Annotated in this window: 22 protein-coding genes; 4 read left to right on the forward strand and 18 right to left on the reverse strand. The window is 40.1% G+C overall.

Features of this window, described 5'->3' with window-relative positions:
- Positions 1 to 876 precede the first annotated feature (876 nt).
- Positions 877 to 1,734, reverse strand: coding sequence for a tetratricopeptide repeat protein (locus I6E82_RS12040; RefSeq protein ID WP_010554572.1), 858 nt, complete (start codon positions 1,732 to 1,734; stop codon positions 877 to 879).
- 111 nt (positions 1,735 to 1,845) lie between these two features.
- Here I6E82_RS12040 and I6E82_RS12045 point away from each other — a divergent pair, with 111 nt between their 5' ends.
- Positions 1,846 to 3,156, forward strand: a complete 1,311-nt coding sequence (locus I6E82_RS12045; RefSeq protein ID WP_197118003.1) for a M20 metallopeptidase family protein — start codon at positions 1,846 to 1,848, stop codon at positions 3,154 to 3,156.
- Positions 3,157 to 3,232: 76 nt separating this feature from the next.
- Here the strand turns inward: I6E82_RS12045 and I6E82_RS12050 are convergent, their stop codons facing one another.
- From I6E82_RS12050 to pomA, 4 genes are all read right to left on the reverse strand, one after another.
- Positions 3,233 to 5,173, reverse strand: coding sequence for a DNA topoisomerase III (locus I6E82_RS12050; RefSeq protein WP_197118004.1), 1,941 nt, complete (start codon positions 5,171 to 5,173; stop codon positions 3,233 to 3,235).
- Positions 5,174 to 5,243: 70 nt separating this feature from the next.
- A complete protein-coding gene (locus I6E82_RS12055) occupies positions 5,244 to 5,732 on the reverse strand; it encodes a hypothetical protein (protein WP_197118005.1) in 489 nt (162 codons plus the stop codon).
- A gap of 151 nt (positions 5,733 to 5,883) precedes the next feature.
- Positions 5,884 to 6,804 carry a flagellar motor protein MotB gene (locus I6E82_RS12060; RefSeq protein WP_007587113.1) on the reverse strand — a complete coding sequence of 307 codons (921 nt, stop codon included), beginning with the start codon at positions 6,802 to 6,804 and terminating at the stop codon, positions 5,884 to 5,886.
- A gap of 2 nt (positions 6,805 to 6,806) precedes the next feature.
- Positions 6,807 to 7,574 (reverse strand): flagellar motor protein PomA, encoded by a 768-nt coding sequence (gene pomA, locus I6E82_RS12065; RefSeq protein ID WP_007587114.1) that lies wholly within the window; start codon positions 7,572 to 7,574, stop codon positions 6,807 to 6,809.
- A 321-nt stretch (positions 7,575 to 7,895) separates the two neighbouring features.
- On the opposite strand from pomA, the gene I6E82_RS12070 reads away from it, so the two are divergent.
- The 3 genes from I6E82_RS12070 (at position 7,896) to dxs (ending at position 10,996) form a co-directional block, all read left to right on the forward strand.
- A complete protein-coding gene (locus I6E82_RS12070) occupies positions 7,896 to 8,138 on the forward strand; it encodes an exodeoxyribonuclease VII small subunit (protein WP_002961738.1) in 243 nt (80 codons plus the stop codon).
- Positions 8,139 to 8,140: 2 nt separating this feature from the next.
- Complete coding sequence (gene ispA / locus I6E82_RS12075; protein ID WP_007587115.1) at positions 8,141 to 9,028, forward strand: (2E,6E)-farnesyl diphosphate synthase; 888 nt, start codon at positions 8,141 to 8,143, stop codon at positions 9,026 to 9,028.
- A gap of 105 nt (positions 9,029 to 9,133) precedes the next feature.
- Positions 9,134 to 10,996: a 1-deoxy-D-xylulose-5-phosphate synthase gene (gene dxs, locus I6E82_RS12080; RefSeq protein WP_007587116.1), complete on the forward strand. Its 1,863-nt coding sequence runs from the start codon at positions 9,134 to 9,136 to the stop codon at positions 10,994 to 10,996.
- A 73-nt stretch (positions 10,997 to 11,069) separates the two neighbouring features.
- Here dxs and I6E82_RS12085 read toward each other — a convergent pair whose 3' ends face one another.
- The 13 genes from I6E82_RS12085 to thrA all read right to left on the reverse strand — a co-directional run bounded on the left by I6E82_RS12085 (position 11,070) and on the right by thrA (position 26,640).
- The gene (locus tag I6E82_RS12085) at positions 11,070 to 14,156 is read right to left on the reverse strand and encodes a ligand-binding sensor domain-containing diguanylate cyclase (protein ID WP_007587118.1); all 3,087 of its coding nucleotides are present in this window, start codon (positions 14,154 to 14,156) and stop codon (positions 11,070 to 11,072) included.
- 38 nt (positions 14,157 to 14,194) lie between these two features.
- Entirely contained in the window at positions 14,195 to 14,680 is a 486-nt protein-coding gene (locus tag I6E82_RS12090) for a phosphatidylglycerophosphatase A family protein (RefSeq protein ID WP_007587120.1), read from the reverse strand.
- The gene (gene thiL, locus I6E82_RS12095) at positions 14,677 to 15,651 is read right to left on the reverse strand and encodes a thiamine-phosphate kinase (RefSeq protein WP_007587128.1); all 975 of its coding nucleotides are present in this window, start codon (positions 15,649 to 15,651) and stop codon (positions 14,677 to 14,679) included. The genes I6E82_RS12090 and thiL overlap by 4 nt, the downstream gene beginning before the upstream one ends.
- A 46-nt stretch (positions 15,652 to 15,697) precedes the next feature.
- Positions 15,698 to 16,108, reverse strand: a complete 411-nt coding sequence (gene nusB / locus I6E82_RS12100) for a transcription antitermination factor NusB (RefSeq protein WP_007587129.1) — start codon at positions 16,106 to 16,108, stop codon at positions 15,698 to 15,700.
- A gap of 15 nt (positions 16,109 to 16,123) precedes the next feature.
- Positions 16,124 to 16,588 carry a 6,7-dimethyl-8-ribityllumazine synthase gene (ribH, locus tag I6E82_RS12105; protein WP_007587130.1) on the reverse strand — a complete coding sequence of 155 codons (465 nt, stop codon included), beginning with the start codon at positions 16,586 to 16,588 and terminating at the stop codon, positions 16,124 to 16,126.
- Between the two features lie 100 nt (positions 16,589 to 16,688).
- Positions 16,689 to 17,801, reverse strand: a complete 1,113-nt coding sequence (ribBA, locus tag I6E82_RS12110) for a bifunctional 3,4-dihydroxy-2-butanone-4-phosphate synthase/GTP cyclohydrolase II (protein WP_121954529.1) — start codon at positions 17,799 to 17,801, stop codon at positions 16,689 to 16,691.
- A 29-nt stretch (positions 17,802 to 17,830) separates the two neighbouring features.
- Positions 17,831 to 18,484, reverse strand: a complete 654-nt coding sequence (locus I6E82_RS12115) for a riboflavin synthase (RefSeq protein WP_033032244.1) — start codon at positions 18,482 to 18,484, stop codon at positions 17,831 to 17,833.
- A gap of 26 nt (positions 18,485 to 18,510) precedes the next feature.
- The gene (gene ribD, locus I6E82_RS12120) at positions 18,511 to 19,635 is read right to left on the reverse strand and encodes a bifunctional diaminohydroxyphosphoribosylaminopyrimidine deaminase/5-amino-6-(5-phosphoribosylamino)uracil reductase RibD (RefSeq protein ID WP_197118006.1); all 1,125 of its coding nucleotides are present in this window, start codon (positions 19,633 to 19,635) and stop codon (positions 18,511 to 18,513) included.
- A 3-nt stretch (positions 19,636 to 19,638) separates the two neighbouring features.
- Entirely contained in the window at positions 19,639 to 20,088 is a 450-nt protein-coding gene (nrdR, locus tag I6E82_RS12125; protein WP_024589761.1) for a transcriptional regulator NrdR, read from the reverse strand.
- Positions 20,089 to 20,456: 368 nt separating this feature from the next.
- The gene (gene glyA, locus I6E82_RS12130; protein WP_197112494.1) at positions 20,457 to 21,713 is read right to left on the reverse strand and encodes a serine hydroxymethyltransferase; all 1,257 of its coding nucleotides are present in this window, start codon (positions 21,711 to 21,713) and stop codon (positions 20,457 to 20,459) included.
- Positions 21,714 to 21,982: 269 nt separating this feature from the next.
- Positions 21,983 to 23,266 (reverse strand): threonine synthase, encoded by a 1,284-nt coding sequence (gene thrC / locus I6E82_RS12135; protein ID WP_197112496.1) that lies wholly within the window; start codon positions 23,264 to 23,266, stop codon positions 21,983 to 21,985.
- 11 nt (positions 23,267 to 23,277) lie between these two features.
- The gene (gene thrB / locus I6E82_RS12140) at positions 23,278 to 24,213 is read right to left on the reverse strand and encodes a homoserine kinase (protein WP_197112498.1); all 936 of its coding nucleotides are present in this window, start codon (positions 24,211 to 24,213) and stop codon (positions 23,278 to 23,280) included.
- A 9-nt stretch (positions 24,214 to 24,222) separates the two neighbouring features.
- The gene (thrA, locus tag I6E82_RS12145) at positions 24,223 to 26,640 is read right to left on the reverse strand and encodes a bifunctional aspartate kinase/homoserine dehydrogenase I (RefSeq protein ID WP_197112500.1); all 2,418 of its coding nucleotides are present in this window, start codon (positions 26,638 to 26,640) and stop codon (positions 24,223 to 24,225) included.
- Positions 26,641 to 26,770: the final 130 nt, after the last annotated feature.

The raw sequence follows: 26,770 nt of genomic DNA on the forward strand, positions 1-26,770 counted from the left end.
ATATTGAATTGACTGTGCCGAATAATTACCGAAATAACTATTCTGTTGGTCACTCAGTTTTCAATTGAGACTCTAATTTGTTTGCCTCGCTACCTAAGTAGGTTGGCTGTTAGAACTCAATTTGTACGAGTGCCCACACAGATGATTGCTTTATATTGTTAAAGAACGTTTTGAGTCGTTTTAGCGTCTCAAGGGATGCGAATAATACACCCTTTATTTTTCGAGTCAACACTTAGTTTTAAACTTTCTTTTTAGATAATTTAAAACCGAAGTTTTATTTAACTCTCTGAGTAGTTCGCTCCTCGCTATGCGTTGGCGTTTCCCGTCTCAGTGGGGTCGCATTATAGGGAGCGGCGGATTTTACGCAAGCGTTATTTGCATAAAATAGTAATTAAAATTAAGCCCCAAGCAAGCACACATGATAAGCACAAGTTACCCACAAAAACCTGTTGATAACTCTTGTTTTTACATAGCTAAACCATTCTATAGCTTTTAATTAAAACCTTAAAAATGCAAAAAGCACCTTATTTAGGTGCTTCTCAAAAGTAATAGTTATTAGAATCTAGGGTCTGTTTATCTTTCAAGGTTAAATTTGCAGCAGCCTGTTTGGTATTCAGGCAAGGCAGAGCCTATGTAGTGTGGTTACTCCCCATAAATAGGCGATAACGTAGCATTAATGCCAAACAGGCGCTGCCCAAAGGGTTCTTCCTAGGGGCTATTTACTCTTTGTTACTCGGTTTTTACTTATTCTTACATGGATGTAAGCCAGTAGGGTAACGCAGGAGCAGTTACCGAGCCCACTAGGTTACAAATCTCGCGCCGCGATTAAACACCCCCTAGTTTGAACAAATTTTAATCCGCAAAGAGCAACAGACCCTAGTATAAAATACTATATAACTTGCGACGATACTTTGCTGCGAGTGCGTCGCCATCAGGTAAAGAGGCAATAATGGCTAAAAAGCTTGGTTTCGCTTCATTGAAATTCAGATCTTTTTGCAGCACTGTAAATAGTATATCCAATGCTTCTTCTTTTCTGCCCGCTTCATTAAGTAAAATACTGAGCTCTTCTTTTAATTCTAGGTCATTTGGGTACTTTTCTACTTGTTGTTGCTTTTCTTTAATCTCTGGTGAGTCTTTTGCTTCAAGCGCAGCTTCGCATTTTGCTTTTATATTATTAAAGTAAGCATCTTGCTCTTGTACGTCTATTGTATTTATAAGCGCTTGGGCTTCATCTACCTTGTGAATTTGAATACATATGTCTGCAAGCACTAATTTGATGCGTGCATTACCGCTGTCTATTTCATAAGCTTGCTTTGCATAATTGAAAGCAGCATTTAAATCTGACTTTAATAACGCTTGTTTTGCTTGCTCTAACAGTAAGTCTTGTTGCGCAGGTAAATGCTTTGCTAGGGCTTCGCGTATTTGTGCCTCACTTTGAACACCTGCAAGTAAATCTACTGGTGCAGAGTCTTTTAATAATACAAGCGTAGGCAGAGTTTGAAGACCAACTTGCTGCGCAAGTTGAGAAGCGAGTGCTTGCTCTGCATCGCAATCTAGGTTTGCTACTACTATATAGCTTGCATATTCAGCCGCTATTTTATCTAAAATTGCAGCCTGTCCGATGCAGTCAGGACTTTGAGGAGAGAAAAAGTTAAGCAACACCAATTTTTGCTGTGATGTTTCACCGAGTACTTGTTGAAGGTTTTGCGCATTAATACTAACTATGTTGCTCATTGAATTGATTGCCATATTCATCTATTTAGGTTTTTATATGGTGGTGAACATAATAATTACAAGTCATATACCTAAATCATCCGGTATACATATTCAACAATGAGGGAAAACATGAAATTAACTTATCTAAGTGCAATACTTTTATTAGCAAGCCCATTAGTACAAGCAAATGGACTCGATTTGAATTTAAGCAAAACCATGCAAGCTATAGAAAAGTTTTACCTTGATTTACACCAATCGCCAGAACTTTCTTATCACGAACAAGAAACGGGTAATAAAATAGCGGATAAATTAACTCAGCTGGGTTTTAAAGTAACAAGTAATGTAGGTGGCTTTGGTGTTGTCGGCATTTACAAAAACGGAAACGGTCCAACCGTGATGATCCGTACTGACACCGATGGCTTACCTATTATAGAGCAGACAGGAAAGTCCTATGCCTCAAAAGTTAAAGTAATAGACGAGCATGGTGCGAAAGTAGGTGTAATGCACGGTTGTGGCCACGATATTCACATGAGCTCTTTTATTGGTACTGCTGAGCAATTAATAGTACACAAAGATCAATGGAAAGGCACTTTGATGATGGTTGCACAGCCTGCCGAAGAAGTTGGTGGGGGTGCTAAAGCCATGTTAGGCGAAGGACTATTTAGTAAATATGAAAAACCTGATCATATAATTGCTTTGCATGTAAGTGCTAGCGTCCCCGCTGGTAAGGTATCAATGAAAAATGAATACACTATGGCAAGTGTAGATTCTGTCGATATTACAATAAAAGGTAAAGGTGGTCATGGTGCTTATCCGCATACAACTATAGACCCTGTGATTATAGCTGCACGCACAGTACTTGCTCTGCAAACAATCACAAGCCGAGAACTTTCACCGCTAGAGCCTTCGGTTATTACGGTTGGGTCTATTCATGGTGGCTCAAAACATAATGTGATTTCGGATGAAGTAAAACTACAACTCACTCTCAGAAGCTATAACCCAAATGTTAGAAGTGCTCAAATAGCAGCAATAAAACGAATCACGGCAGGTATTGCACAAAGTGCTGGCCTAAATGAATCAAACTACCCTGTAGTATATGTACATGAAGATGAATCTATTCCATCTACTTATAATAACCCTGCACAAACAGACATTGTTAGAAACTCTATTGCCAGCGCAATTGGTGATACTAATGTGCTTGAAACACAAGCTGTAATGGCGGGTGAAGACTTTGGCCTATACGGACGCACCGATGAAAATATCCCGATTACCTTATTTTGGCTAGGAGGTGTAAACCAAGCACAATATGCAGATTCGATAAAAACAGGTGAAGTACTCCCTTCCCTACACTCTAGTAAATTTGCACCAGATTATAAAGTTGCTATCCCTACCGGAATAAAAGCAATGAGTAACGCTGCTGTTGCTTTATTTAATAAGTAACCTGAATTCTGGATAATAAATCTATCTCAAGCAGAGTTCAGGTTAAGTAATATCGTTTAATAAAATGGCTCTGTAGCTAACTAGCAACAGAGCTTTTTTTATAACTCGACTTTTTAAGGGTCGCTTTTCCACCTCGTTTAGCAAAGCGTTTTTTAGGTGAGCTTTTTGGTAACCTTGCAAATGCATTGCTATCGCAGTTTGCTGCTAATTGTACAAACCCATTTAGCTCAGCAAGTAAAGGCTGTAAAAATTCCTGATAACTCATTACTTGCTGCGCGATATCACCTAAGCTCGATTCCCACTTTGCGGTTAAATCAGGACTCGCTAAACCTTGTGGTAATACGCTAATAAGGGCAAGTCCCGTTTCGGTCGCTCTAATTGACTTACCTTCACGTTTTAAAAAGCGCCGCTTGAATAGCAACTCGATTATTCCCGCACGTGTTGCCTCAGTCCCTAAACCATCAGTGTCTTTTAATACTTTTTTAATTTGTGGATCTTTAACATAACGGCTAATGCCCGTCATCGCAGCCAATAATGTAGCGTCGGTAAAATAAGCAGGAGGTGATGTATGCTTTTCGACCACTTCGCCTTGCTCACAAAAAAGAGACATACCTTTTGTTAAAGGAGGTAACGTAGCTTCATCTTTTAATTCAGACTTACCCATTAATACCTTAAAGCCCAGGCTTACATCTTGTTTTGCATTTGCTTTAAATAATCCGCCAGCGATTGTTATCTCTGCTTTAGTTTCGTTATATATATAGTCGGGATAAAACTGAATTAGGTAATGGCGGCTTATTAATTGATATACCTTCGCTTCGTCACCGCTCAAACTCGCTGACTTTAACTGCTTAGCCGTAGGCACAATGGCATGATGCGCAGCCACTTTTGAATCGTTAAAACATTTACTACGCTTTTTTACATCAGCCCCGTTTACTAATTCACTGCTTTGCCCACCATTAGCACTTATAGCTTTAAAAATAGCTGATGCATCTTGATGGTGATCTTTAGGTAAATAACGATTATCCGAGCGTGGGTAAGTAATTAATTTATGACGTTCGTAAAGTATTTGGCAAATATCCAACACTTTTTGAGCTGGCATACCAAATGCTTTAGCCGCATCGATTTGTAGTGCAGATAAATTATAAGGTAATGGAGCACTTTGTTTTTTTTGTTTTTGGTCAAGTGAAGTAAGCTCAGCACTTTGCTTTGTAATGCGTGAAGCAACATTTTGTGCGAGTGCTTTGTTAAGTATTCGCCCTTCTTCATCTTGATGTGGCTCACATGCTTTACTAGGAACCCACTTAGCTATGAATGGCTGGTTATCTGGAGTAAGTAAATGCGCCAGTACATCGTAAAAAGGCTTAGATACAAAGTGTGCTATTTCGTTATCTCTATTAACAACAAGACCTAAAATAGGGGTTTGTACTCGCCCTACCGAAAGCACATTACCAAACCCTGCTTTTTGCCCAGCTAGTGTGTATGCACGTGTTAAATTCATACCAAATAGCCAATCAGCACGAGAGCGCGCTAAAGCAGATACACTTAACGGAATAAAATCTCGATTAGAACGCATAGTACCCAGTGATTTTTTTACCGCCGATAAGTTTAAATCACTAATGAGTAAACGTTGCGTACTCTGCTTTTTAGCCTGACTTATTTTAGCTTCTTCAATTACTTGATCGACTAGTAGCTGGCCTTCACGGTCTGGATCGCCAGCGTGAATAAGTTGCGAGGCTTGTTTAATTAATTTTTTTAAAACAGTGAGCTGTTTACGTGTTTTGGTTTTGGCTTTTAACTTCCACTGTTCAGGTATGATAGGTAAGTGTTCAAACTGCCACTTTTTAAAGCGCTCATCGTAATCATCGGGCTCTGCTTGTTCTAGCAAATGTCCAATACACCACGATACACAATCGCCATTAGCGACTTCTATATAACCATCATATTTTTTATGTGGTTTTGGTAACGCATCAGCAATAGCACGTCCAAGTGAAGGTTTTTCTGCAATGTAGAGTTTCATAGCCTGCTCATCACTGTTTATATAAACAGTAGTCTAGCACAGCTATTTTAAAGGAGGGAACTTTTTGTAACTATTCGCTAGCTGGGCTTTTTTTGTCTTTTGTTAAAATATAAATAAGCGGAAGATAACAAACAATAACGGTGCCTATATTAATAAATGGCAATAAGGTTTTATAAATGTATGTACTATAAGAAAGATCCCATAAATGGCGGTCGACTAATCTAAATAGCTGTAAAATTGGTGCCATAATAACAACCAATTGACCTAATACGCATTGCCATAAATAAACCTTATCTTTTAACCCCAGATATGCGATGAGTGCCATCCAAGCAATATCATTAAAGGCCCAAACAAGGTATCGATAAACATAAATCCCATTATCAAACTCTTTCAAGTAAGGATGAATAATGGTTCCATATAAAAAAAAAGCGGCTGTAATTAAAGCGAAACGCAGGGCCAAATAATCTTTTCTAAAATAAAAGATGAAAATAGCAGGGCTTAAAATAAACACCCAACTAGTATCTAATATCAATATAGTCTTTAAAAACCATTCAGGCATTAGAGTTAATCAAGTTTTTTTTCATCATCGTCATTACCACCGCCATTTCCTGGCATATGACTAAACTTATCGACCTTTTTCATAAACTATTCCGTTACATTTGTTAAAGAAAGCATACTTTATGATAAATAAGTGTGTTTGCCAATAAAAGTTATCTTACATCTATAGGAGCTGACTCTTTTGCTTTACCTTGTAATATAGATATTTCTACTCGGCGATTCCTGCGGCGATCTTCATCGGTGTCATTCGGTACAAGTGGTCGTGTTTCAGCTCGACCAACCACCATCATTCGGGTTTTATCAAATCCTTGGACTTTTTGCAGTTCACTTGCAACGGCTACAGCACGCTTTGATGATAGGTCCCAATTATTAATATATAACTCATTCGACACCTGAAAATCATCAGTATGGCCAGATACTGTTATTTCACCGGGTACATCTTTTAACAGCACACCGATATCTTGAATTATAGGTTTAAACTTAGGTTGTAAAAATGCACTACCTGAAGGAAATGAACCATTCTCTCTAATGCGAATAATTATTTGCTGCCCTAAAGACTCAAGCTCAATTGCGCCATCGATTATTTGCTTTTCAAGCTGCTGCGCTATCTTTTTAACAAGCTCGTTAGTTTGCTCCTGATCGGCTGCTGAAGTTGCTTGCTCAGAAGATTCTTCTTGTGAGGTACTACGAGATTCGCCACCGCGTTTATCCCCGCGCTGTTCTTGCCTGCCGCCTGCTGAGCTTTCATCGCCAGCCTGAAACTCTAACATTTGTTGAGTCATTTCGACTGTTTGCTGCTGAATGGTTTCTATTGGGGTTGGCTCTGGTTTACCTGGGGTAAACTCCATGGCAATAACAGAGGTCCCTTTAGGGATGTCTTTTACTTCAATTTTATTCTGCACACCAAAAGCAAACTTCATAGAGCCCGCAATTTGTTTAAACTTAAGTACATCCATTTCTGAAAACGCGAGCAAGAGTACAAAAAAGCACATTAACAGTGACATTAAATCGGCAAACGTTCCCATCCATGCAGGTAGACCTGGTGGTGGACATTTGCACTCTTGATCAGACATAGTTACTCCTCGGTATCTACTTTGCGTTTAGATTCAGCTAAGTAATTTTTCAAAATACCTTCGATTACTTTTGGATTTTGACCATCTTGTATACCTAAAATAGCATCCAAAATTAAACGCTGATTCATCGCTTCCTCGTCTTTACGCAGTTCAAGTTTTACCTGAATAGGAATTGCCACAACATTGGCTAAAAACGCGCCATATAAAGTTGTTAATAGTGCTACTGCCATTGCAGGACCAATTGCCTTTGGGTCATCCATGTTAGACAACATTGCAACCAAACCAATTAGAGTACCAATCATACCCATTGCAGGCCCTATATCAGCTAACGACTTAAATAAACCCGCGCCCAATTCATGGCGAGTCGTAGTTAGAGAAATATCTTTTTGAAGTGTAGCGCGAACTACATCTGCATCATGGCCATCAACGAGCATATCGACGCCTTTGCGCATAAAGGGGTTTGGAATTTCAGCTTCTTCGAGTGCTAAAAAACCGCCTTTACGAGCTGAATCAGCAAGTTCTACTGCTTTTTCGATAAGTATTTCTGGCGTTTCGATTTTAAACATAAACGCTTTGGCAACAACTTTACCTATCCCCAAAAATTGCGACATAGTGAAGTTTGATAAAACAATAAAGAGTGAACCACCAAATACAATAACCACAGACGGGGTATTGTAAAACATAGCCATTTCACCGCTACTACTCATAAACATAGACATGACAATTAAGCCAATTGCGCCTAGGATCCCGATTATGGTTGCTAAATCCACATTTCCTCCAGAAGTTTCATGCTTAATGGCCTTATCATAAACTTTTATTATTAACTGCTTATCGGCAACATATTGAATTGCTTAAGCCATTTTTATAAATAAACATAAAAAGCAGCCTTTAGCACTATCTTAGATCAAGTTATAAGGGCTACCTAATTATCAATTGATTTATTAAACCAACAGACCGCTATTAAGGCTTTATTAATGCACTTGAAATATAATTTAACGTTATAAAGGTAAAAAACCAATATCATCCTTTGACCTAGTTTAGCATTCCCCCTAAAATTGACCCCTAAATTTATTATGTAAGCTGAAATAAAGATGGCGACTAAAAAACCTGAAAACTTAAGTTTCGAACAAGCACTAGAAGAATTATCTACAATCGTTAGTGACATGGAACAAGGTGACTTATCGCTTGAGCAATCGTTAAAGCAATTTGAGCGTGGAATTGCATTAGCAAGTGCTTCATCAGGGAAATTACAGCAAGCAGAACAAAAAGTATCAATTTTGATGGGGAATGGCGAAAAGTCAGTACTTACAAACTTTGATAATGATATGGAATAGCTGTGAGCATAAAAAATCATATTGAACGTGCTCAAAAAGATGTAGTAGCGACCTTACAACAGCATTTTAACCAGCCTCTCGATACAGAAGAAACGGTAAAGAACGCCACCCAGTATGGATTATTTAATGGCGGTAAAAGATTACGTCCATTTTTAGTTTATGCCACAGGTAAAATGCTCGGCGCAAACCATCAAGACTTAAACGTACTTGCTGCTGCAATTGAGTGTATTCATAGCTATTCGTTAGTCCATGATGACTTACCAGCAATGGACGATGACGACTTACGCCGCGGACGCCCTACTTGTCATATAGAGTTTGGCGAGGCAAATGCAATTTTAGCCGGTGATGCTCTTCAAACTCTTGCTTTTGAGCTTATTGCGAATCACAAATTTGAATGCTCATCACAAACACAAGTAAAAATGATTGCTACACTTGCCCACGCATCAGGCCTTCAGGGTATGGTTGGCGGACAAGGCCTTGATATAGCAGCAACTGATAAAGTAATTACCGTACAAGAGCTTGAGCGAATACATAAGCTAAAAACCGGAGCTCTAATTAATTGCGCAATTACACTTGGTGCACTGTGCAGTGAAAAGGCTGATCAACAAACCTTAGAAAATTTAAGTGTTTTTGGGTATGCTATAGGGCTAGCATTTCAAGTACACGACGACATTTTAGATGTTGAAGGCGATACAGTTATTTTAGGAAAGCCACAAGGCTCCGATATTGCCGCGAATAAAGCGACATATCCGGCGTTATTAGGTATGCTAGGCGCTAAAGAAAAGGCGCAGAATTTAATACAACAAGCCCATGAAGCGTTAGCAAATATAGATGCTGACACAACACTTCTTGCGTCGCTAGCAAATTATCTAATTGAGCGTGACCACTAATTTTTGCTCATACGTATTGCAATTAGCACTGACATTATTACTCAACATTAATTATTCGTAAAAGCTTTGAATTAATTAATGTTAGCGAAGGATATATATAAAACCATGACACTTGATAGTAGCAAGTATCCATTACTTAATTTGGTTGACGAGCCAGCCCAATTGCGTGACTTAGCGCAAGACAAACTCCCTGCATTTAGCAATGAGCTGCGCGATTATTTACTCAACTCAGTATCGCAAAGTAGCGGTCATCTAGCGTCTGGTTTAGGGACGGTTGAACTAACCGTTGCCCTGCATTATGTTTATAACACTCCAGACGATCGCCTAGTTTGGGATGTGGGTCATCAAGCTTATCCGCATAAAATTCTTACTGGTCGTCGCGAGCAAATGCACACCATTCGCCAAAAAGACGGTTTGCACCCTTTTCCTTTTCGCGATGAAAGTCAATACGATACGTTTAGCGTAGGCCATTCAAGCACCTCTATTTCAGCTGCCTTAGGTATGTCTATTGCCGCACAAAAAGAAGGTAAAGGTCGAAAGTCTGTAGCCATTATTGGTGACGGAGCTATAACCGCAGGCATGGCATTTGAAGCGATGAATCATTTAGGTGATGTAAAATCAGACATGCTTATTATTTTAAATGATAACGAAATGTCGATTTCTGAAAATGTTGGCGCATTAACAAATCACTTTGCTCGAATTTTATCAGGTAGCTTTTATACTAACATTCGTGAAGGTAGTAAAAAGTTACTCTCAGGAGTGCCTCCGGTAAAGCAACTTGCCAGTAAAATGGAAGAGCACATTAAAGGCATGATGATCCCGGGTACCTTCTTTGAAGAATTAGGCCTAAATTACATTGGTCCCATTGATGGTCACGATGTAAACATGCTTGTAGATACATTACGTAATATGCGTAATTTAAAAGGCCCACAGCTTTTACATATAAAAACCCAAAAAGGTAAGGGCTACAAACCAGCTGAAGCCGATCCTATTGGCTATCATGGTGTACCAAAATTCGATCCGAGCACAACTAGCCTACCTAAATCTAAACCTAGTGCTGCTACTTTTTCAAAAGTATTCGGCGATTGGTTATGTGATATGGCCGAACAAGACAGTAAGTTAATGGCTATCACGCCTGCAATGCGCGAAGGTTCAGGCATGGTACGTTTTTCTAAAGAGCATCCAGATCAATACTTTGATGTAGCTATTGCTGAGCAGCATGCCGTTACTTTAGCCGCTGGCTTTGCCTGTGAAGGTTTAAAACCTGTTGTTGCTATTTACTCAAGCTTTTTACAACGTGCGTATGACCAATTAATACATGATGTTGCACTGCAAAACTTACCTGTATTATTTGCCATTGACCGCGCTGGTATTGTTGGAGCCGATGGTGAAACTCACCAAGGTGCGTACGATTTAAGCTTTATGCGCTGCATTCCAAATATGGTAATTATGGCACCAAGCGATACCAACGAATGCCGCCAAATGCTATACACCGGTTATAAAGCAAACTGCCCTGTTGCAGTTCGTTATCCTCGAGGTAGTGCAGGTACTGCAGACATTGAAAGCACTATGCAACTGCTTGAAATAGGTAAGGCAGATACAATTAAGAAAGGCAGTAAAATTGCCATTTTATCGTTCGGTACATTACTTGAAAATGCACAGCTTGCTGCAGATGAATTAGATGCAACGCTTGTTAATATGCGTTTTATTAAACCACTTGATACCGCACTTTTAAATGAGCTTGCAACTAGCCACGATGTAATTGTTACGCTTGAAGATAATGCGATTGCTGGCGGTGCCGGCTCTGCAGTTAACGAATTCTTAGCAACGCAAAAAGCTGATATTAATATCCTTAACTTAGGTATTCCTGATGAGTTTATTAAACACGGCACCCAAGATGAAATGCACGATGAAATGGGATTAGGCGAGCAAGGAATATTAACCGCTATTAAAGCGTTTATTAATTAACTTCCTATACATCTAAAGTTGAGCATATTAAAAAAGGAGCCTAGGCTCCTTTTTTAATATCAAATATTGCTGATCAGCGCATCCACACTTTAATATCAGCTAGGCCATTGCTTTGTAAAATACCTAATTGTTGATCAACGTTAGAATTTTGTTCAAACTCAAATGCATCAAGCTGATCATCAAACGTAATATTTGCAACACCATCACCACCGCGCTTTTTAACTTGGTGCAATGAAATATCAGCTAAATTAATAGATGTTTCCCAGCTAATTACCTGCCCACCCAAAAGTGGTAATGGATAAAATGACCAACCAATTGATGCCGTGATATTAGTTGTTTTGCCATTTGGTAATTGGAATGAATTAGCCGCTATTACTTTACAAAGATCTGAAGCATAGCTGTCTATTTTATTGCATTTAAAATCACGTAATAATAGTAAAAACTCATCACCACTCCAACGTGCCACATAGTCAGAACCCTGCGTACGCGAATTTAATAATGCAGCCATTTGCTGTAAGCAGCTATCACCTGCAATTGGGCCATAGGCATCATTGATACGGCTGAAGTTATCAAAGTTAATAATTACCAGCACCAGTGACTTGCCTTGTGCCTGCAGCGATTGTGAATTACGTTGAAAGTGTTCAATATCTTTAGGGAGTTGATCAAACAAAAAGCGACGACTACGCAGCCCTGTTAGCTCATCTGAGTGACTAACTAATTTAAGCTGTGAATTCACTTGGCCTAATTTATCATTAGCTTGACGAAGCTCTAAGGTACGCTCGGTGATCAAGCCCTCTAATGCTTCTTGTTTTCTACGCTCTTGCGCTCTAAATACCCAAAAAATAAGGTAGAAAAGCAAAATAAAACCACTGGTAATTAAAAGCCTAAAGTAAATAGTTTCGTCAAAGCGCTCAGGCACTACAAAGCCGTATTCTACTTCTTGCGCTTTAGTCCAGTCTTCACCTTGGCGCTTCGCTTCTAACTGAAACAAAAACGAGCCTGGAGGCAAGTTAGTATAAATAGCTTCACGTCGCGTATTAGCATAGCGCCAGTCACTATCTAAGCCACTTAGTTTATATCTAAATTCAATACTGTTTGGTGCATAGTAATCAATAGCTGTGTAAGTTAGCGTTATATCACGCTCGTCTGTTTCTAATGATGGTTTTTTACCAAGCGCAGCGGTGGTTAAATGACGAAGTGGTGTTGTTATTGTTTCTATTGTTGGCTTTAATGCAAGCACACCAAATAGCTCTACATTTTTAGGTATTTCAACAACACCTTGTAAGCTTGGGTACCAAATAGAATTGCCGGTGTCTGCTACCGCATCATGCCCAAGCCCACTACAACATTGATTCGCTTTACCATCGAGTTGACGGTCAAAAGATGAAATCACTTCTTCAACTTTTAAGCTTTTTATCTCTGTTTTAAATTGCTCTACAGGCATTCTGTAAACACCTTTCATGGTGCTTACCCAAACATGTTTTAACTTTTCATCATATTCTAGGCTAAATATAGACCCATACGGTAAACCATTAGCGGCATCGAGTTGACGCCACTGCCCTTGCGTACTTCTGTAAAAAAGCCCATCGTTAAGAGAGCCGATTAAAATACCCACGCCATCTATATGTAGCACGCTAGTTACGTATGCACTTTCAAGTGTTGTTTGGTCACCAATTTTTTCAATGCCACGGTCTGTAAAGTAATATGCGCCTTTACTAGTACCAATCACACCAAAGTTTGTTTTATCCAATACGTAGGTAATAAACTTACTACCTAAAAAAGCGTTATATGCAAAAGGCGTTAAACCAGCATAATTTAATCGATATAAACCGCGTCCGGTACCAATCCAAAAACCGCCTTTACTAGAGCGACTTATTGCAAATACCGGGTTATCGCGAAGCGCTCGACCAGGGACGGTATAGAGTGTCTTGTTTTCAAAAACAAATAAGCCGCGCCCCGTGGCTATATATAATCGTTCACCATCGAATTGTAGATCGTGTACTGACGCGTATCCATATTTACTACTTGGAACTAAATTAATAAAACTTTTATCTAAATCGAAATAACCAATGCCGCTTTTGTTAGCAACCCACAGTTTTCCATCTGGAGCTTGGCTAATAGCCATAACAGACTCGGTCATATCTGAAACAGCTGAATGCCTTTCTACTCGCCCTTCATGGGCAAGCCATAAGCCTTCACTAAAACTTGCTAACCAAACGTTATTTTTATCATCTCTAAAAATATCAGCAAACCATATGCTTTGATCAAGTTGGCTTGGTTCTACCCATTGCCACTCACCGGTTTTATCTCTAAATAATAAACGTCCATAAGTCGAAACCCATAAGCCACCATCGGTATCACTCATAAACTTATAAACGGCTGAGTTATTTGCATTAGGTAAAGGAAAAGGTCTTAGTTCGTCATCTAAATCTAAAAAGTATGCACCTAGCTCAGAGGCTATATACAAATTACCGTTTAAGAATGATAAATCGTGCACTATGGTTTGCGCTAAGCGCTCTGGTAACGATATTTTAGCGGTAAGCTCTAAACGTAGTTTAGAGAAATCTGATGAGTTTTTAGTAAGGCGTAATAAATGACGATCATTAACCAGCCAAATACCTTCAGGAGAGAGTGCCATTTGGCTAACAGAGCCAACAATTTGGGTAATTACGGTAGCATTAACAATAGGTAGGGGACCATTTACTTGAGTGCGTAAATCAACTTGCCCTCTATCTACATAGTATAAACCATTAGCCGCAATCCATATGCTGCCTTTAGAGTCCTCAAGAATATCTCTTACTGGACCTTTAATATTAAACTCTTGTGCTGCAAATGTGGCTGGATTAATAACTACCAAGCCACTTTTAGTACCTACCCATAATAAGCCACTAGAATCGACTAAAAGTTTATTAATACCATTACTAGGCAAGAACGGGCTATTTTGCGTGTTGTAGTTTGTAAATGTTGTGCCATCAAAACGGCTTAAGCCAAACTGAGTACCAAGCCACATATAGCCTTGCTGGTCTTGTACTACGCTTTTAAGTGATTGCGAAGGTAGACCATCTTTTATATTCCATTGCTTAACTACGTAATCACTAATTGAAGCCCAACTTGGTGTCGCGCACAACATCAGTACACAAACCAGTAAAAATCGCATCATATTGCTGCCACCTAGTTAAACAAATCAAATATAAAAAATTAAAAGGGTAGTAAACCCACTTTTATTAGCGCCTGTAAGCATATAAGCGAAAAAACGCCCGCAAGTATATCATCGGCCATAATACCTAAACCACCATGTACTCGTTTGTCTAGCATACGGATTGGGCCAGGTTTTGCTATATCAAAAAAGCGAAATAACAAAAAACCAACGAGTAATGTTTGCCAGCTAAGTGCTGCACCAATCATTGTAATGTAATAACCTGCCACTTCATCCCATACAATAGCAGGATGGTCGTGCACGCCTAAATCATCAGCCGTTTTACCGCAGGCCCATATACCAAATATACTGATCACTACGGCAAACACAATTTGCAACCATAGCGGATAATACATAGTCATAAAAATGAATGGCAGTGCAGCAAAAGTGCCAAATGTACCAGGTGCTTTAGGGGCTAACCCAGTACCAAAACCCAAACCAAAAAACTGATGTGGGCGCTTTAAATTAAACTTTCGGTTTTTGTTCAAACCAGCTCCTTTGCAAAATGCTCAAAACCTTGCTGCTTAAAATCAAACTTTTCACCGTTGTGTAAAAGTTCAATTTGACCATCGCCACTTTTAATTTGGCCTATGCATGTTGCATCTACACCATATTGACGCAGTTTTATATCTAGCATACTTTTATTGCTATCAGGTACAGTAAAAATTAATTCGTAATCATCACCGTAACTTAGAATAAATGGCAGCTGCTGATTAAAATCAAGGCTTGCTTGCATTGCATCTGAAGTCGGAATACTTTCAATATTCACAACTGCATTTACTTGCGACATATCAAGTATATGACTCAAATCAGCGATTAAACCGTCCGATACATCAATAGCCGATGATGCAAGACCTCGCAATACCTGTCCTGCAGCAACACGCGGTGTTGGAAAGTCAAAGCGCTTATTTAAGTACTTTAAATGTTCTGGCTCAATACTTATACCTTGTTTGCGAGACTCAATTGCAAGTCCAGCGTCACCTAGCGGACCTGTAACATAAATCCAATCACCCACTTTCGCACCACTACGGCGAAGTGCAGTACCTTCTGGTACAGTCCCTTTTGCACAAATAGTGATAGTTAATGGGCCTTGCGTGGTATCGCCACCTATAATTTGCACATTAAAGTATTCTGCAATTTCATGCATGCCTTCAGTAAACTCTTCAATCCACTGTGGGTCAATACTTGGCAAGGTTAACGCAACTGAAACCCATGTTGGCTCAGCGCCCATTGCCGCTAAATCACTTAAATTAACAGCAAGCGCTCTGTGACCTAATGCACGAGGGGAAATATCATCAAAAAAGTGTACGCCAGCAACAAGAGTATCTGTTGTAACGGCAAGTTGGCAGTTTTGTGGAACGGTTACTAAAGCGCAATCATCCCCTATACCTAGGTTTACATCACGACGGGTGATCCCGCGACCTTTAAAGTAGCGGTTAATTAATTCAAATTCCTTCATACACAAAAAAGCCGGCCTATGCCGGCTCCCCTCTTTAACGGTTTACTTACTTGCGTAAATGCTTAACAGCTTTATCAAGTACACCGTTTACAAATTTATGGCTGTCTTCAGCGCCAAATATTTTGGCCAGCTCAATACCTTCGTTGATAGCAACTTTATAAGGTACATCTTCACGGAACTTAAGCTCATAGCTGCTTAAACGTAAAATTGCGCGCTCAACCATATCTAAGTCATTAAACGGACGTGTTAAATGTGGTGATACAGCTTCGTCTAGTTGCTTATAATTTACAGCAACACCCGTCGCTAAATCTTTAAAGTATTCAACATCAATTTTAGTAACGTCTGTTTCGATCAACATTTGTTGTTCGATATCGGCAATTAAATTGCCACTTATTTGCCAAGAATAAACGGCTTGGAGTGCTAAGATACGTGCTTTACGTCTTGCTGCTGGTTTCACAAAAATTCCTTAAACTTAAATTTTATCTAACACATTAACCATTTCAAGCGCGCCTAAAGCAGCTTCGCCGCCTTTATTGCCCATTTTGGTGCCAGCACGCTCAATTGCTTGTTCAATGCTTTCTGTGGTTAATACGCCAAATGCAACCGGGATATCATACTCAAGTGATACTTGCGCAAGACCTTTGTTTGATTCGCCAGCAACTAGGTCAAAGTGTGGTGTACCACCTCTGATCACTACGCCTAATGCGATGATTGCATCATACTCTTTTTTTGCCGCAACGCGTTTAGCCGCTAAAGGTAATTCTACCGCGCCTGGTACATAAATAACGGTAATGTCGTCATCAGATACACCACCAGTGCGTTTTAGCTCATCAACAGCACCTGCAAGGAGGCTGCTACCGATAAAGTCATTAAAACGAGAAATGACAATGGCAAACTTTTTGCCAGGAGCGTACTTACTACCTTCAATAATTTTCATTTGATAACCCTAAAAATAAGTTCAAGCGGTTGCGATTGCGCAAAAATTGCTGCGCATCATACCATAAAAATAAAATAATAGCCTAGTTTAAGCGTGATGCTTATTGTGGCTCAACATAATCAACAACTTCTAAATGAAAGCCCGAAAGTGCATGGTACTTTTTAGGGCGACTCATTAATCGCATTTGTTTAATTCCAAGATCTGCAAGTATTTGCGAGCCTACGCCAACAGTACGAGATGTACCTTTGAATTTACGAGGCGTAACGCTTTCGCCAGCATCAGCTGCTGCGAATGCTTTTACAGTTGCCTCTAATTCTTCAGTGCTTTCTTGCTTACCTAAAATAACTAAAGCACCTTCATTTTTAGCGATATAAGCCATTGCTTCTGAAAGGCCCCAACTACGGTCAGCACTTCTATCTGAAAGTAGGATATCGTTAAAGGTACTTTGCAAATGTACACGTACATTTGTCGGTTCTTGCTCTTTTATATCGCCTTTAAGCAATACGTAATGTAATTGGCCGTCAATTGTGTCTTTGTAAGTAACTAAATCAAATTCACCGTGAATAGTTGGTAACTTACATTTTGCAACTTGCTCAATTGTTGTTTCATTTAAGTTACGGTATTCGATTAAATCAGCAATAGTACCAATTTTAATATCATGCTCTTTCGCAAAAACTTCTAAATCAGGGCGACGCGCCATGGTGCCATCGGCATTAAGTATTTCAACAATAACAGATGATGCTTCAAGCCCAGCTAAACGCGCTAAATCACAGCCAGCCTCAGTATGTCCTGCGCGAGTTAATACGCCGCCAGGTTGTGCCATAATTGGAAAAATATGACCAGGCTGAACAATATCACTTGGTACTGCGCCTTTAGCTATAGCCGCTTGCACTGTACGCGCTCTATCTGCTGCTGAAATACCTGTAGTAACACCCTTTGATGCTTCTATCGACATTGTAAAGTTAGTCGAAAATGCAGCACCATTATTTTTAACCATTAAAGGTAAATCAAGTTGCTCACAACGCTCTTGCGTCATAGTTAAACAAATTAAGCCACGGCCATGAGTGGCCATAAAATTAATAGCCTCTGCGCTAATATGCTCTGCGGCGATAATTAAATCACCTTCATTTTCTCTATCTTCATCATCCATTAAAATAACCATTTTACCGGCTTTAATGTCGTCTATGATTTCTTGTGCGCTGTGTAAATTCATAAATTTGCTCGTATAAGTTATCTGTTTCGTTATTTAATAAAACCCGCTTTAGCGAGTAAGCTCATCGAAATATCAGAGCCCGTTGGTTGCTCTGCACCTTTTATAAGGCGCTCTAAATAACGTGCAATTTGATCGACTTCTAAATTAACTTGAGTGCCTACTTTAAAGTGAGCAATTGTGGTTTGCTCACTCGTATGTGGGACAATTGTTAATTTGAATTTATTACCTTCTACAGCGTTTACTGTCAGGCTTATACCATCAATACATACCGAACCTTTGTACGGGATGTATTTCATTAAATTTTCTTCGGTTGTAAGCCAATATTCTGTTGCTCGAGCGTTTGCTGTAATGCTTGTAATAGTTGCTATGCCATCAACATGGCCAGATACTAAATGACCGCCTAAACGCGAAACAGGTTGCATGGCTTTTTCAAGATTCACCGTTTGCCCTAAAGCATAGTGAGCAAAACCGGTTAAACCAATCGTCTCGTTAGATAAATCAGCACTAAAACCGTCAATATGTTTATCAACTACGGTTAAGCAAACGCCATTGGTTGCAATGCTGTCGCCTAGCTTTACGTCTTTCATATCAAGATCAGCACTTTGGATACGAATGGCTAAGTCGCCTTGTTTTTTTTGTAATAAAGCAATTTTGCCTGTGGCTTCTATTATCCCAGTAAACATAGCGCTACTCTTTTTATTAAGTGATTTTAATGAGTTTTTAACGCGGTGATACGTAAATCGTCACCAATGCGCGCACATTCATTAAATGTTAAATCAACGGTGTTTTGCATACTCGTCAATTCAGGAAAATTAACTAAACTTTTTGCATCATGGCCCATTAATTTAGGCGCCAAATAAAAAACAAACTCGTCAACTAAATCAAGTTCTGTCATTTTACCAGCAAGTGTTGCTCCGCTCTCAAGCCAAACATTATTAAACTGCAGTTGCCCAAGCTTTTCTAAAACAGCCTGTAAATCAACTTTGCCGTTACTTTCACTTACTTCAATATGCTTTACAAAATGCGGCCATTGCAGTGATTTATCAACCTTAGTCGTAAATATTATTACATCACTTTGGATTTTAAATAAAGCAAGGTTGGGCGTTAAACGATTCTGTGAGTCAATTATAACACGCACGGGCTGGCGAAGCGGTAAATCGGTAGGTAGCGTGCAAGGCAACTCGCTTAGTCGCACATTAAGTTTAGCATCGTCTACTAACACGGTATCGGCACCGGTTAAAATAGCGCAGCTTAGCGCTCGGTATAATTGTACGTCTTGGCGAGCAGCGGGACTTGTGATCCACTTACTTTGCCCATTTTTAAGCGCTGTTTTACCATCTATGCTTGCTGCCATTTTACAGGTCACATAAGGTAAGCCTTGTTCCATTCGCTTAAAAAAGCCAACGTTAAGTGCGCGAGCTTGTGATTCAAGTAATCCATAAGCAACTTCAATACCGGCATCGCTCAGTATTTTAAGGCCTTTGCCTGCAACTTGTGGGTTTGTATCAACCATAGCGGCAATTACTTTTACAACACCCGCCTTTTTTAAACCTTCAGCACACGGTGGTGTACGCCCATAATGACTACACGGTTCAAGCGTTACATAAGCCGTTGCACCTTGTGCATTATTGCCAGCTATTGCCAGTGCATTTACTTCAGCATGACCTTGACCAGCTAATTGATGAAAACCCTCACCAATTATTTGATTATTTTTAACTAATACACAGCCAACATTAGGGTTAGGCGTGGTAGTAAACCGGCCTTTTTTGGCAAGTTCTATGGCGCGTGCCATATACATTTCATCATGTTCGGTAAAAGTAGTTTGGCTTTGCATTTATTACTCCCCTAAGCGGGCAATTTCTTCGCCAAATTCGCGTATATCTTCAAACGAGCGATAAACAGAGGCAAATCTTACGTACGCTACTTTATCGAGCTTTTTGAGGGCTTCCATAATGTATTCACCCACCAAATGGCTTGAAATTTCTCGCTCACCCGTTGCGCGTAGTTGCGATTTTATTATATTCACTACTTCGTCTACTTGCTCGGTGCTCACTGGGCGTTTTTCGAGTGCGCGATTTAAGCCATTTAATAATTTATCTTCGTTAAATGGTTCGCGGCTGCCGTCTTGTTTAATAACACGAGGCATAACCAGTTCAGCGCCTTCAAATGTAGTAAAGCGCTCGTGGCAGTCGTTACACTCACGACGCCGGCGAACTTGATGGCCTCCGCCAACAAGGCGTGAATCAATAACTTTAGTATCTTTTGCGGTACAAAATGGACAATGCATAGCTCGGTACTTCCGTTTTAAAACAAAAAAGACCGCTAAATAGCGGTCTTTTATCTTAGCAAAAAAATAGGGCCTGTTGACCTTTCAGGATTAAATTTGTTCTATCTAGGGGTGATTTAATCGCGGCTCGAGATTTGTAACCTAGTGGGCTAAGTAAAAATCGAGCAACAAAGAGTAAATCGCCCCTAGAACGAACCCGAGGGCAGTGCATGTTTGGCATTTATGCTGCGTTATCGCCTATTTGTGTGGAGTAACCACACTACATAGACTCTGCCTTGCTTAAAAGCCAAACATACTACTGCAAATTAAACCTCGAAAGATAAACAGGCCCCTAGCTTATGTGCTCTAAATTACTGCCGCTTATGCAATTAAGCGTAAACAGGTAATTTTGCACAAATTGCTTTTACTTTTTCTTTAACTTGCGCCTGTACAGATTCATCAGTGATGTTATCTAGTACGTCACAAATCCAGCCAGCAAGCTCTTTTGATTCTACTTCAGTAAAACCACGGCGAGTAATTGCAGGAGAACCAATACGCAAACCAGATGTTACAAATGGTGAGCGTGGATCGTTCGGTACTGAGTTTTTATTAACTGTGATGTTAGCGTTGCCTAGGGCTGCGTCTGCATCTTTACCAGTGATATCTTTATCGATTAAATCAAGTAAAAATAAGTGGTTTTCAGTTTTGTCAGAAACGATTTTGTAGCCGCGCTCTTGCATTACAGCAACCATTGCTTTTGCGTTTTTAACAACTTGTGTTTGGTATACTTTAAACTCTGGTTGAAGTGCTTCTTTAAATGCCACTGCTTTTGCTGCAATAACATGACATAAAGGACCGCCTTGGCCACCAGGGAAAACAGCGCTGTTAAGCTTTTTGTAGATTGCTTCGTCGCCACATGCAGAAATAATCAAACCACCACGAGGGCCTGCAAGTGTTTTATGCGTAGTTGTAGTTACAACGTGTGCATGAGGAACAGGGCTTGGGTAAACGCCTGCCGCAATTAAACCCGCAACGTGAGCCATGTCAACAAACAGATAAGCATCGATTTTGTCAGCAATTTCACGGAATTTAGCCCAATCAACAATACCTGAGTACGCTGAAAAACCACCAATAATCATTTTTGGTTTGTGCTCAAGTGCTAGTGCTTCAACTTGTGCGTAATCAATTTCGCCAGTTGCTTCATCTAGTCCGTATTGGATTGCATTGTAAAGCTTACCAGAGAAGCTTACGTGAGAACCGTGAGTTAAGTGACCACCATGAGCTAAGCTCATACCTAGTACAGTATCGCCAGCGTCTAATAATGCTAGAAAAACAGCTGCATTAGCTTGCGAACCAGCATGTGGCTGTACGTTTGCGTAGTCAGAACCAAATAATTCGTTAGCACGGTCAATTGCTAATTGCTCAACAACATCTACATGCTCACAACCGCCATAATAACGTTTGCCTGGGTAACCTTCTGCGTATTTGTTTGTAAGCTGTGAACCCTGCGCTTCTAGTACGCGTGGGCTACAGTAGTTTTCTGAAGCGATTAGCTCGATATGCTCTTCTTGGCGAGCAGTTTCTTTGGTTATCGCGTCAAATAACTCTGGATCAAAATCCGAAATATTCATGCTACGTTCTAACATTGGGGTCTCCTAGGGCAACGTGTATGGTGTTTTTTAGAGGCTTTATTGTACGCTTTAAACGACTCTTTGCCTACGCTCTTAAGTTGAGGATATTTAAACAGGGATTGAAACTATTTCACAGCTCTTTTAAGATGATATTTTTTTATAAAGCCATAATAATTTTAAATGAATTATATTTACTACATTTAATTAGTAAATATAACTAAGTGTATTCATCCGTATAAAGTTATAAAAAAAGCGGCTCAAGCCGCTTTTCCTTTTAATTTAACTTAGCCTAATTTAGCGAGCATTTCGGTACGTAACGCGTCGTAATCGGCGTTCATATCGCTTGCTAGGCATGGTTTTGCTAGTGCATCAGCAAGTGGTTTTGGCATACCTAATTCAATATTTAGAATACCCTCTACGCTTTCTTTAAACTTAGCAGGATGAGCTGTCGCTAAAAAGATACCCGCAGTACCCGGCGCACGATTTTCAACAAGACCTTGGTAAGCAATAGCAGTATGAGGCTCTGCAACATAGCCCGTTTGTTGAATTTTTTTCATCACGGCTTGCGTGTCTTGCTCGTTTACGCTTGTTGAATAAAAATTATCGTAGCTAAACCAGTTATTATCTAACATTGTTTGTACACGCGGCCAATTGTTTGGCTTACTTACATCCATCGCATTTGAAAGCGACTCAAGCGTTGCGTTTGGCGTCCAGTTTTTATCAAGCATAAAGCGCGGCACAGTATCATTTTGATTTGTTGTTGCGCTTAATTTACCTACAGGTAAACCAATAACCGCACCAATCATTGCGGCGCACACATTACCAAAGTTACCACTAGGTACTGATATATGTGCTGTTGCCCGTTTTTCTTTTGGTAGCAGTGCAATCGCTTCAAAGTAGTAACAAACCTGAGCAACTAAACGGCTAATATTAATTGAATTAGCTGAGTTAAGCCCAAGTGTTGATTTAACTTCTTCATCTAAAAAGGCATTTTTAACTAGCTCTTGGCAATCATCAAAGCTGCCCTCAACTGCATAACAATGAATATTGTTACCTAGCGTAGTAAATAGCTTTTGCTGAGCAAGTGAAATTTTGCCTTTAGGGTATAAAATTACTACGTCGATATTTGGTTTATTATAAAAAGCATGTGCTACGGCTGCACCGGTATCGCCAGATGTTGCTGTTAAAATAGTTACTTTCTCGTCTTTGTTAAACTGCGTTAAACACTCTGCCATAAAGCGACCACCAAAGTCTTTAAACGCAAGTGTAGGACCATGAAACAGTTCTAAACAGTATGTGTTCTCTTCAACTTCCACCAGCTTAACTGGAAAGTTAAATGCATTTTTAACCATTTGTGCCACAGTATCGCTTGGTAGCTCATCACCAATTAGGTGCGATAATATTTTGCCGCTGCGCGTAACAAAGTCCATATCAAGCAATGCATCAACATCGGACAGTGGGGCCAGTGATTCTGGGAAAAATACACCTTGGTTACGACCCAAACCTGTTTTTACGGCTTCAACGAACGACACTTTTTGTGAGCTATCTTTTAAATTATGTAATTGCATGACTAACTATCCTATAAAACTGTTAATTGACGCGTGCCGTCGTTATCTAATTTACAAATGTGGCAAAAGCCTTGCTCGTTAATGTAATTGGTTTCTAACCACTGCGCGCATTGCTGTGCAGCTTCAAGTGTTTTACACACACTAAATAAGGTTGGTCCTGCGCCCGAAATACTGACTATTTCAGCGCCCAGTGCTGGCAAGCTTGCTTTGGCTTCACTAAAACCTTTTATAAGCGGTGCGCGGTAAGGTTCTGCTATTTCATCTTTCATTATGCTTAGCGCATCGTCAAAACGGCTAGTTAACAGTAAGCTACTAAATGCCGACAAACGCTGAGCAAACTCAACACTTGCATGCATGCTCAACTCTTTTGGTAAAACAGAACGCGCTTTTGCGGTATTTAGCGAAAAACCAGGAAATGCAGCAACGTAATACCAGTTTTCATCAACCGGCAGTGCAATCGATTTATCAGGAATTAAATCACCTGTTAGCTGCAAACCACCTAAATAACATGGCGTAATGTTGTCGTAATGACGACCGCCGCTTACCACAGCTTCAAAGTCAGCCATAAGCTCAATTAGCTCAACCTGGCTTAAATGAGTCTGTGCAAACTTATCAAGAGCAGCAAAGGTAGCCACTACCGAACACGCACTAGAGCCAAGCCCTGAGCCAATTGGTAAGTTCTTTTTAAGCTCGAGCTTTACGCTTGGCATATTAGGCGCAACATGCGCTCTAAAATGCACTAAGCACTGGTACGCTAAATTTTCATTAGCATCACTGGGTAACTTGTGAGCGTACTCGCCTGTGCAAATAAACTCATCGCTTGGTGCTGCGCTTACAACGGCTACATCACCGAACAAACGGCCATCAATTGGCGCAAGCGCTGCGCCAAGGGCGTCAAAACCCACTGCAAAATTACCAATAGACGCCGGAGCATATACTTCAATCATAACGAACTCCTAGCGCGATAGCGTTTTTAAAATATCAGCAAATACACCCGCGGCTGTTACTTCAGAACCAGCGCCATAACCACGAATTACAAACGGACGTGGCTGGTAGTATTGGCTTAAAATAGCCAGTGCGTTTTCGCCATCGCGAATGACACTAAGCGCATGCTTTGCATCTACTGCTTCAACACCTACTTTACAGTGGCCTTCTTTAATTGTGCCTACATAGCGAAGTACCCTACCCTCGCTCGCAGCGCTTTTGATACGCTCGTTAAAATCAGCATCTAGGCTTGGTAGTTTTGCCATAAACTCATCAACACTATCACCTTGTGCAAAACCTTGTGGTAATACTGACTCAACTTCAATATCGCTTAGCTCTAATTTCATACCGGCTTCGCGAGCGATGATCAATAACTTACGTGCTACATCGGTACCCGATAAATCATCACGAGGATCTGGCTCAGTAAAGCCACTTTCTTTGGCTTTAATTGTTGCCTCAGAAAGTGATAAACCATCTTGAAGTGCGCCAAACATATACGAAAGTGAACCTGATAAAATACCGCTAAACTCTAATAACTCATCACCGGCACCAAATAATGACTGTAAGTTGTCGATTACTGGTAAGCCTGCACCAACGTTTGTTTCGTATAAAAATTTACGATTATTTTTTTGTGTTGCTGCAATTAAATCTTGGTAATACGTGTATGAGCTTGTTGTTGCTTTTTTATTGGCAGCAACCACATGAAAACCTGCATTTAAAAAGTCTACATACTGCGCAGCAAGTGCATCCGACGACGTACAATCAACAAGCACAGGGTTTACTAAATGATTTTGCTTAACAAACTGCTCTACTAGTTTTAAATCAAACGCCTGCTCGGATGAGGCCAATTTTTGCTGCCAATCACCAAAAGCTATACCTTCACTATCAAGGTGTAATTGACGAGAGTTAGCAACACCATACAAGTTGAGTTTAATATTACGCTTTTCAAGCCACGCTTGTTGACGTTCAAGCTGATTAATAAGCTCTTGCCCTACTAAGCCACAACCTAGTAAAAACACATCAATTGACGGCACATGCGTGAAAAAGTTTTCATGGCATATTTTTACGGCGTCGTTACAAAGTTCGCCATCAATTACTGCTGAAATAGCACTTTCTGTAGAATCCTGTGCAATTGCCACTATATTTACTTGCGCTTGTGCAAGCGATGCAAAAAACTTAGCCGCTAAGCCACGGTGCGCGCGCATGTTATCGCCCACTAAAGTAACAATGGCTAAATTGCGCTGCACTTGTACAGGCTCAATAAGCCCTGCTTGTAATTCAAGTTCAAATGCAGTTTGTAGCGCATCAAGTGCAAGTGCTAGGTCTGTTTCGTGTACACAAAAGCTAATGCTGAATTCGCATGATGACTGCGTGATCAATACAATTGATACGTTATCGTGAGCAAGCGCGTTAAATACCTTAGACGCCATACCTACTTTGCCTTTCATGCCTGGCCCTGAGACAGTTAGCATTGCAAGGTCTTGTAGGCTCGAAAGCGCTTTTACTGGCTCATCTGATGAATAATCGTTACCAATTAATGAGCCTTGTGCGTCTGGGTTATGCGTATTTTTAATTTCGCACGGCACGCCTGCTTTAGCACACGGTAAAATTGTTTTAGGGTGAAGTACTTTTGCACCAAAATAAGAAAGCTCCATCGCTTCTTTATAAGATAAAAAATCTACTTTAGTCGCTTTTTTAATATAACGAGGATCAGCACTGTATACACCATCAACGTCAGTCCAAATTTGGCAAATCTCAGCTTCTAAACAAGCCGCAGCAATGGCTGCTGAGTAATCTGAGCCATTACGGCCAAGCGTTGTAAGCTCACCTTTGTCATTACTCGCTGTAAAACCAGGCATGATATAGATAGTTGCAGGACTTTCTTTAAGCACAGCTTGAAAGCGCGCTTTACTTGTTACTAAATCAGCCTCGGCGTCGATATAACCGCCAGTTGAAGCGATACAGCTTGTTGCTTCTAAGTATCTTGCATCGTGCGAATTCAATAAAGCCTGCATTAAAGAAACACTAACGCGCTCTCCAAAGCTAATTACAAATGCGCGAACTTGATCAGGGCAACATTGTATAAGTGATACGCCATCTAGTTTATTTTTAAGTTCCCTTAAGTTTGGCCAACTTGTAACTACTACACCACTTTTTTCAACGTCAGCTTTCAAACCTTCACAGCGGCTAACTAATGCTTGCCATTGCTGCGAAAAGTCAGAGCCTTGTTCTGCAGCACTTGCAAGTGCAACTAGCGAATCGGTCATTCCACCTGGAGCAGAAAGTACCAAAAGCATTTCATCTTTTAATTGTGCTTTAACTAGCTGAGCTACCTGTTGTAAGCATGCATAGTCGGCAAGCGAAGACCCACCAAATTTTAAAACTCGCATTGTTTATGTTCCTCATCCCATAAAACGAAAAAAGGCCTGTGTTCTAAGTGAACACAGGCCTTTAAATTTGTTGCACCGACCTATGCCACTATCCAGTAAGAATGATGGTTGTAATAATAATGGTCAGTAC

This window comes from Pseudoalteromonas sp. NZS11 (assembly GCF_015864765.1).
Classification (GTDB): Bacteria; Pseudomonadota; Gammaproteobacteria; order Enterobacterales; family Alteromonadaceae; genus Pseudoalteromonas; species Pseudoalteromonas arctica.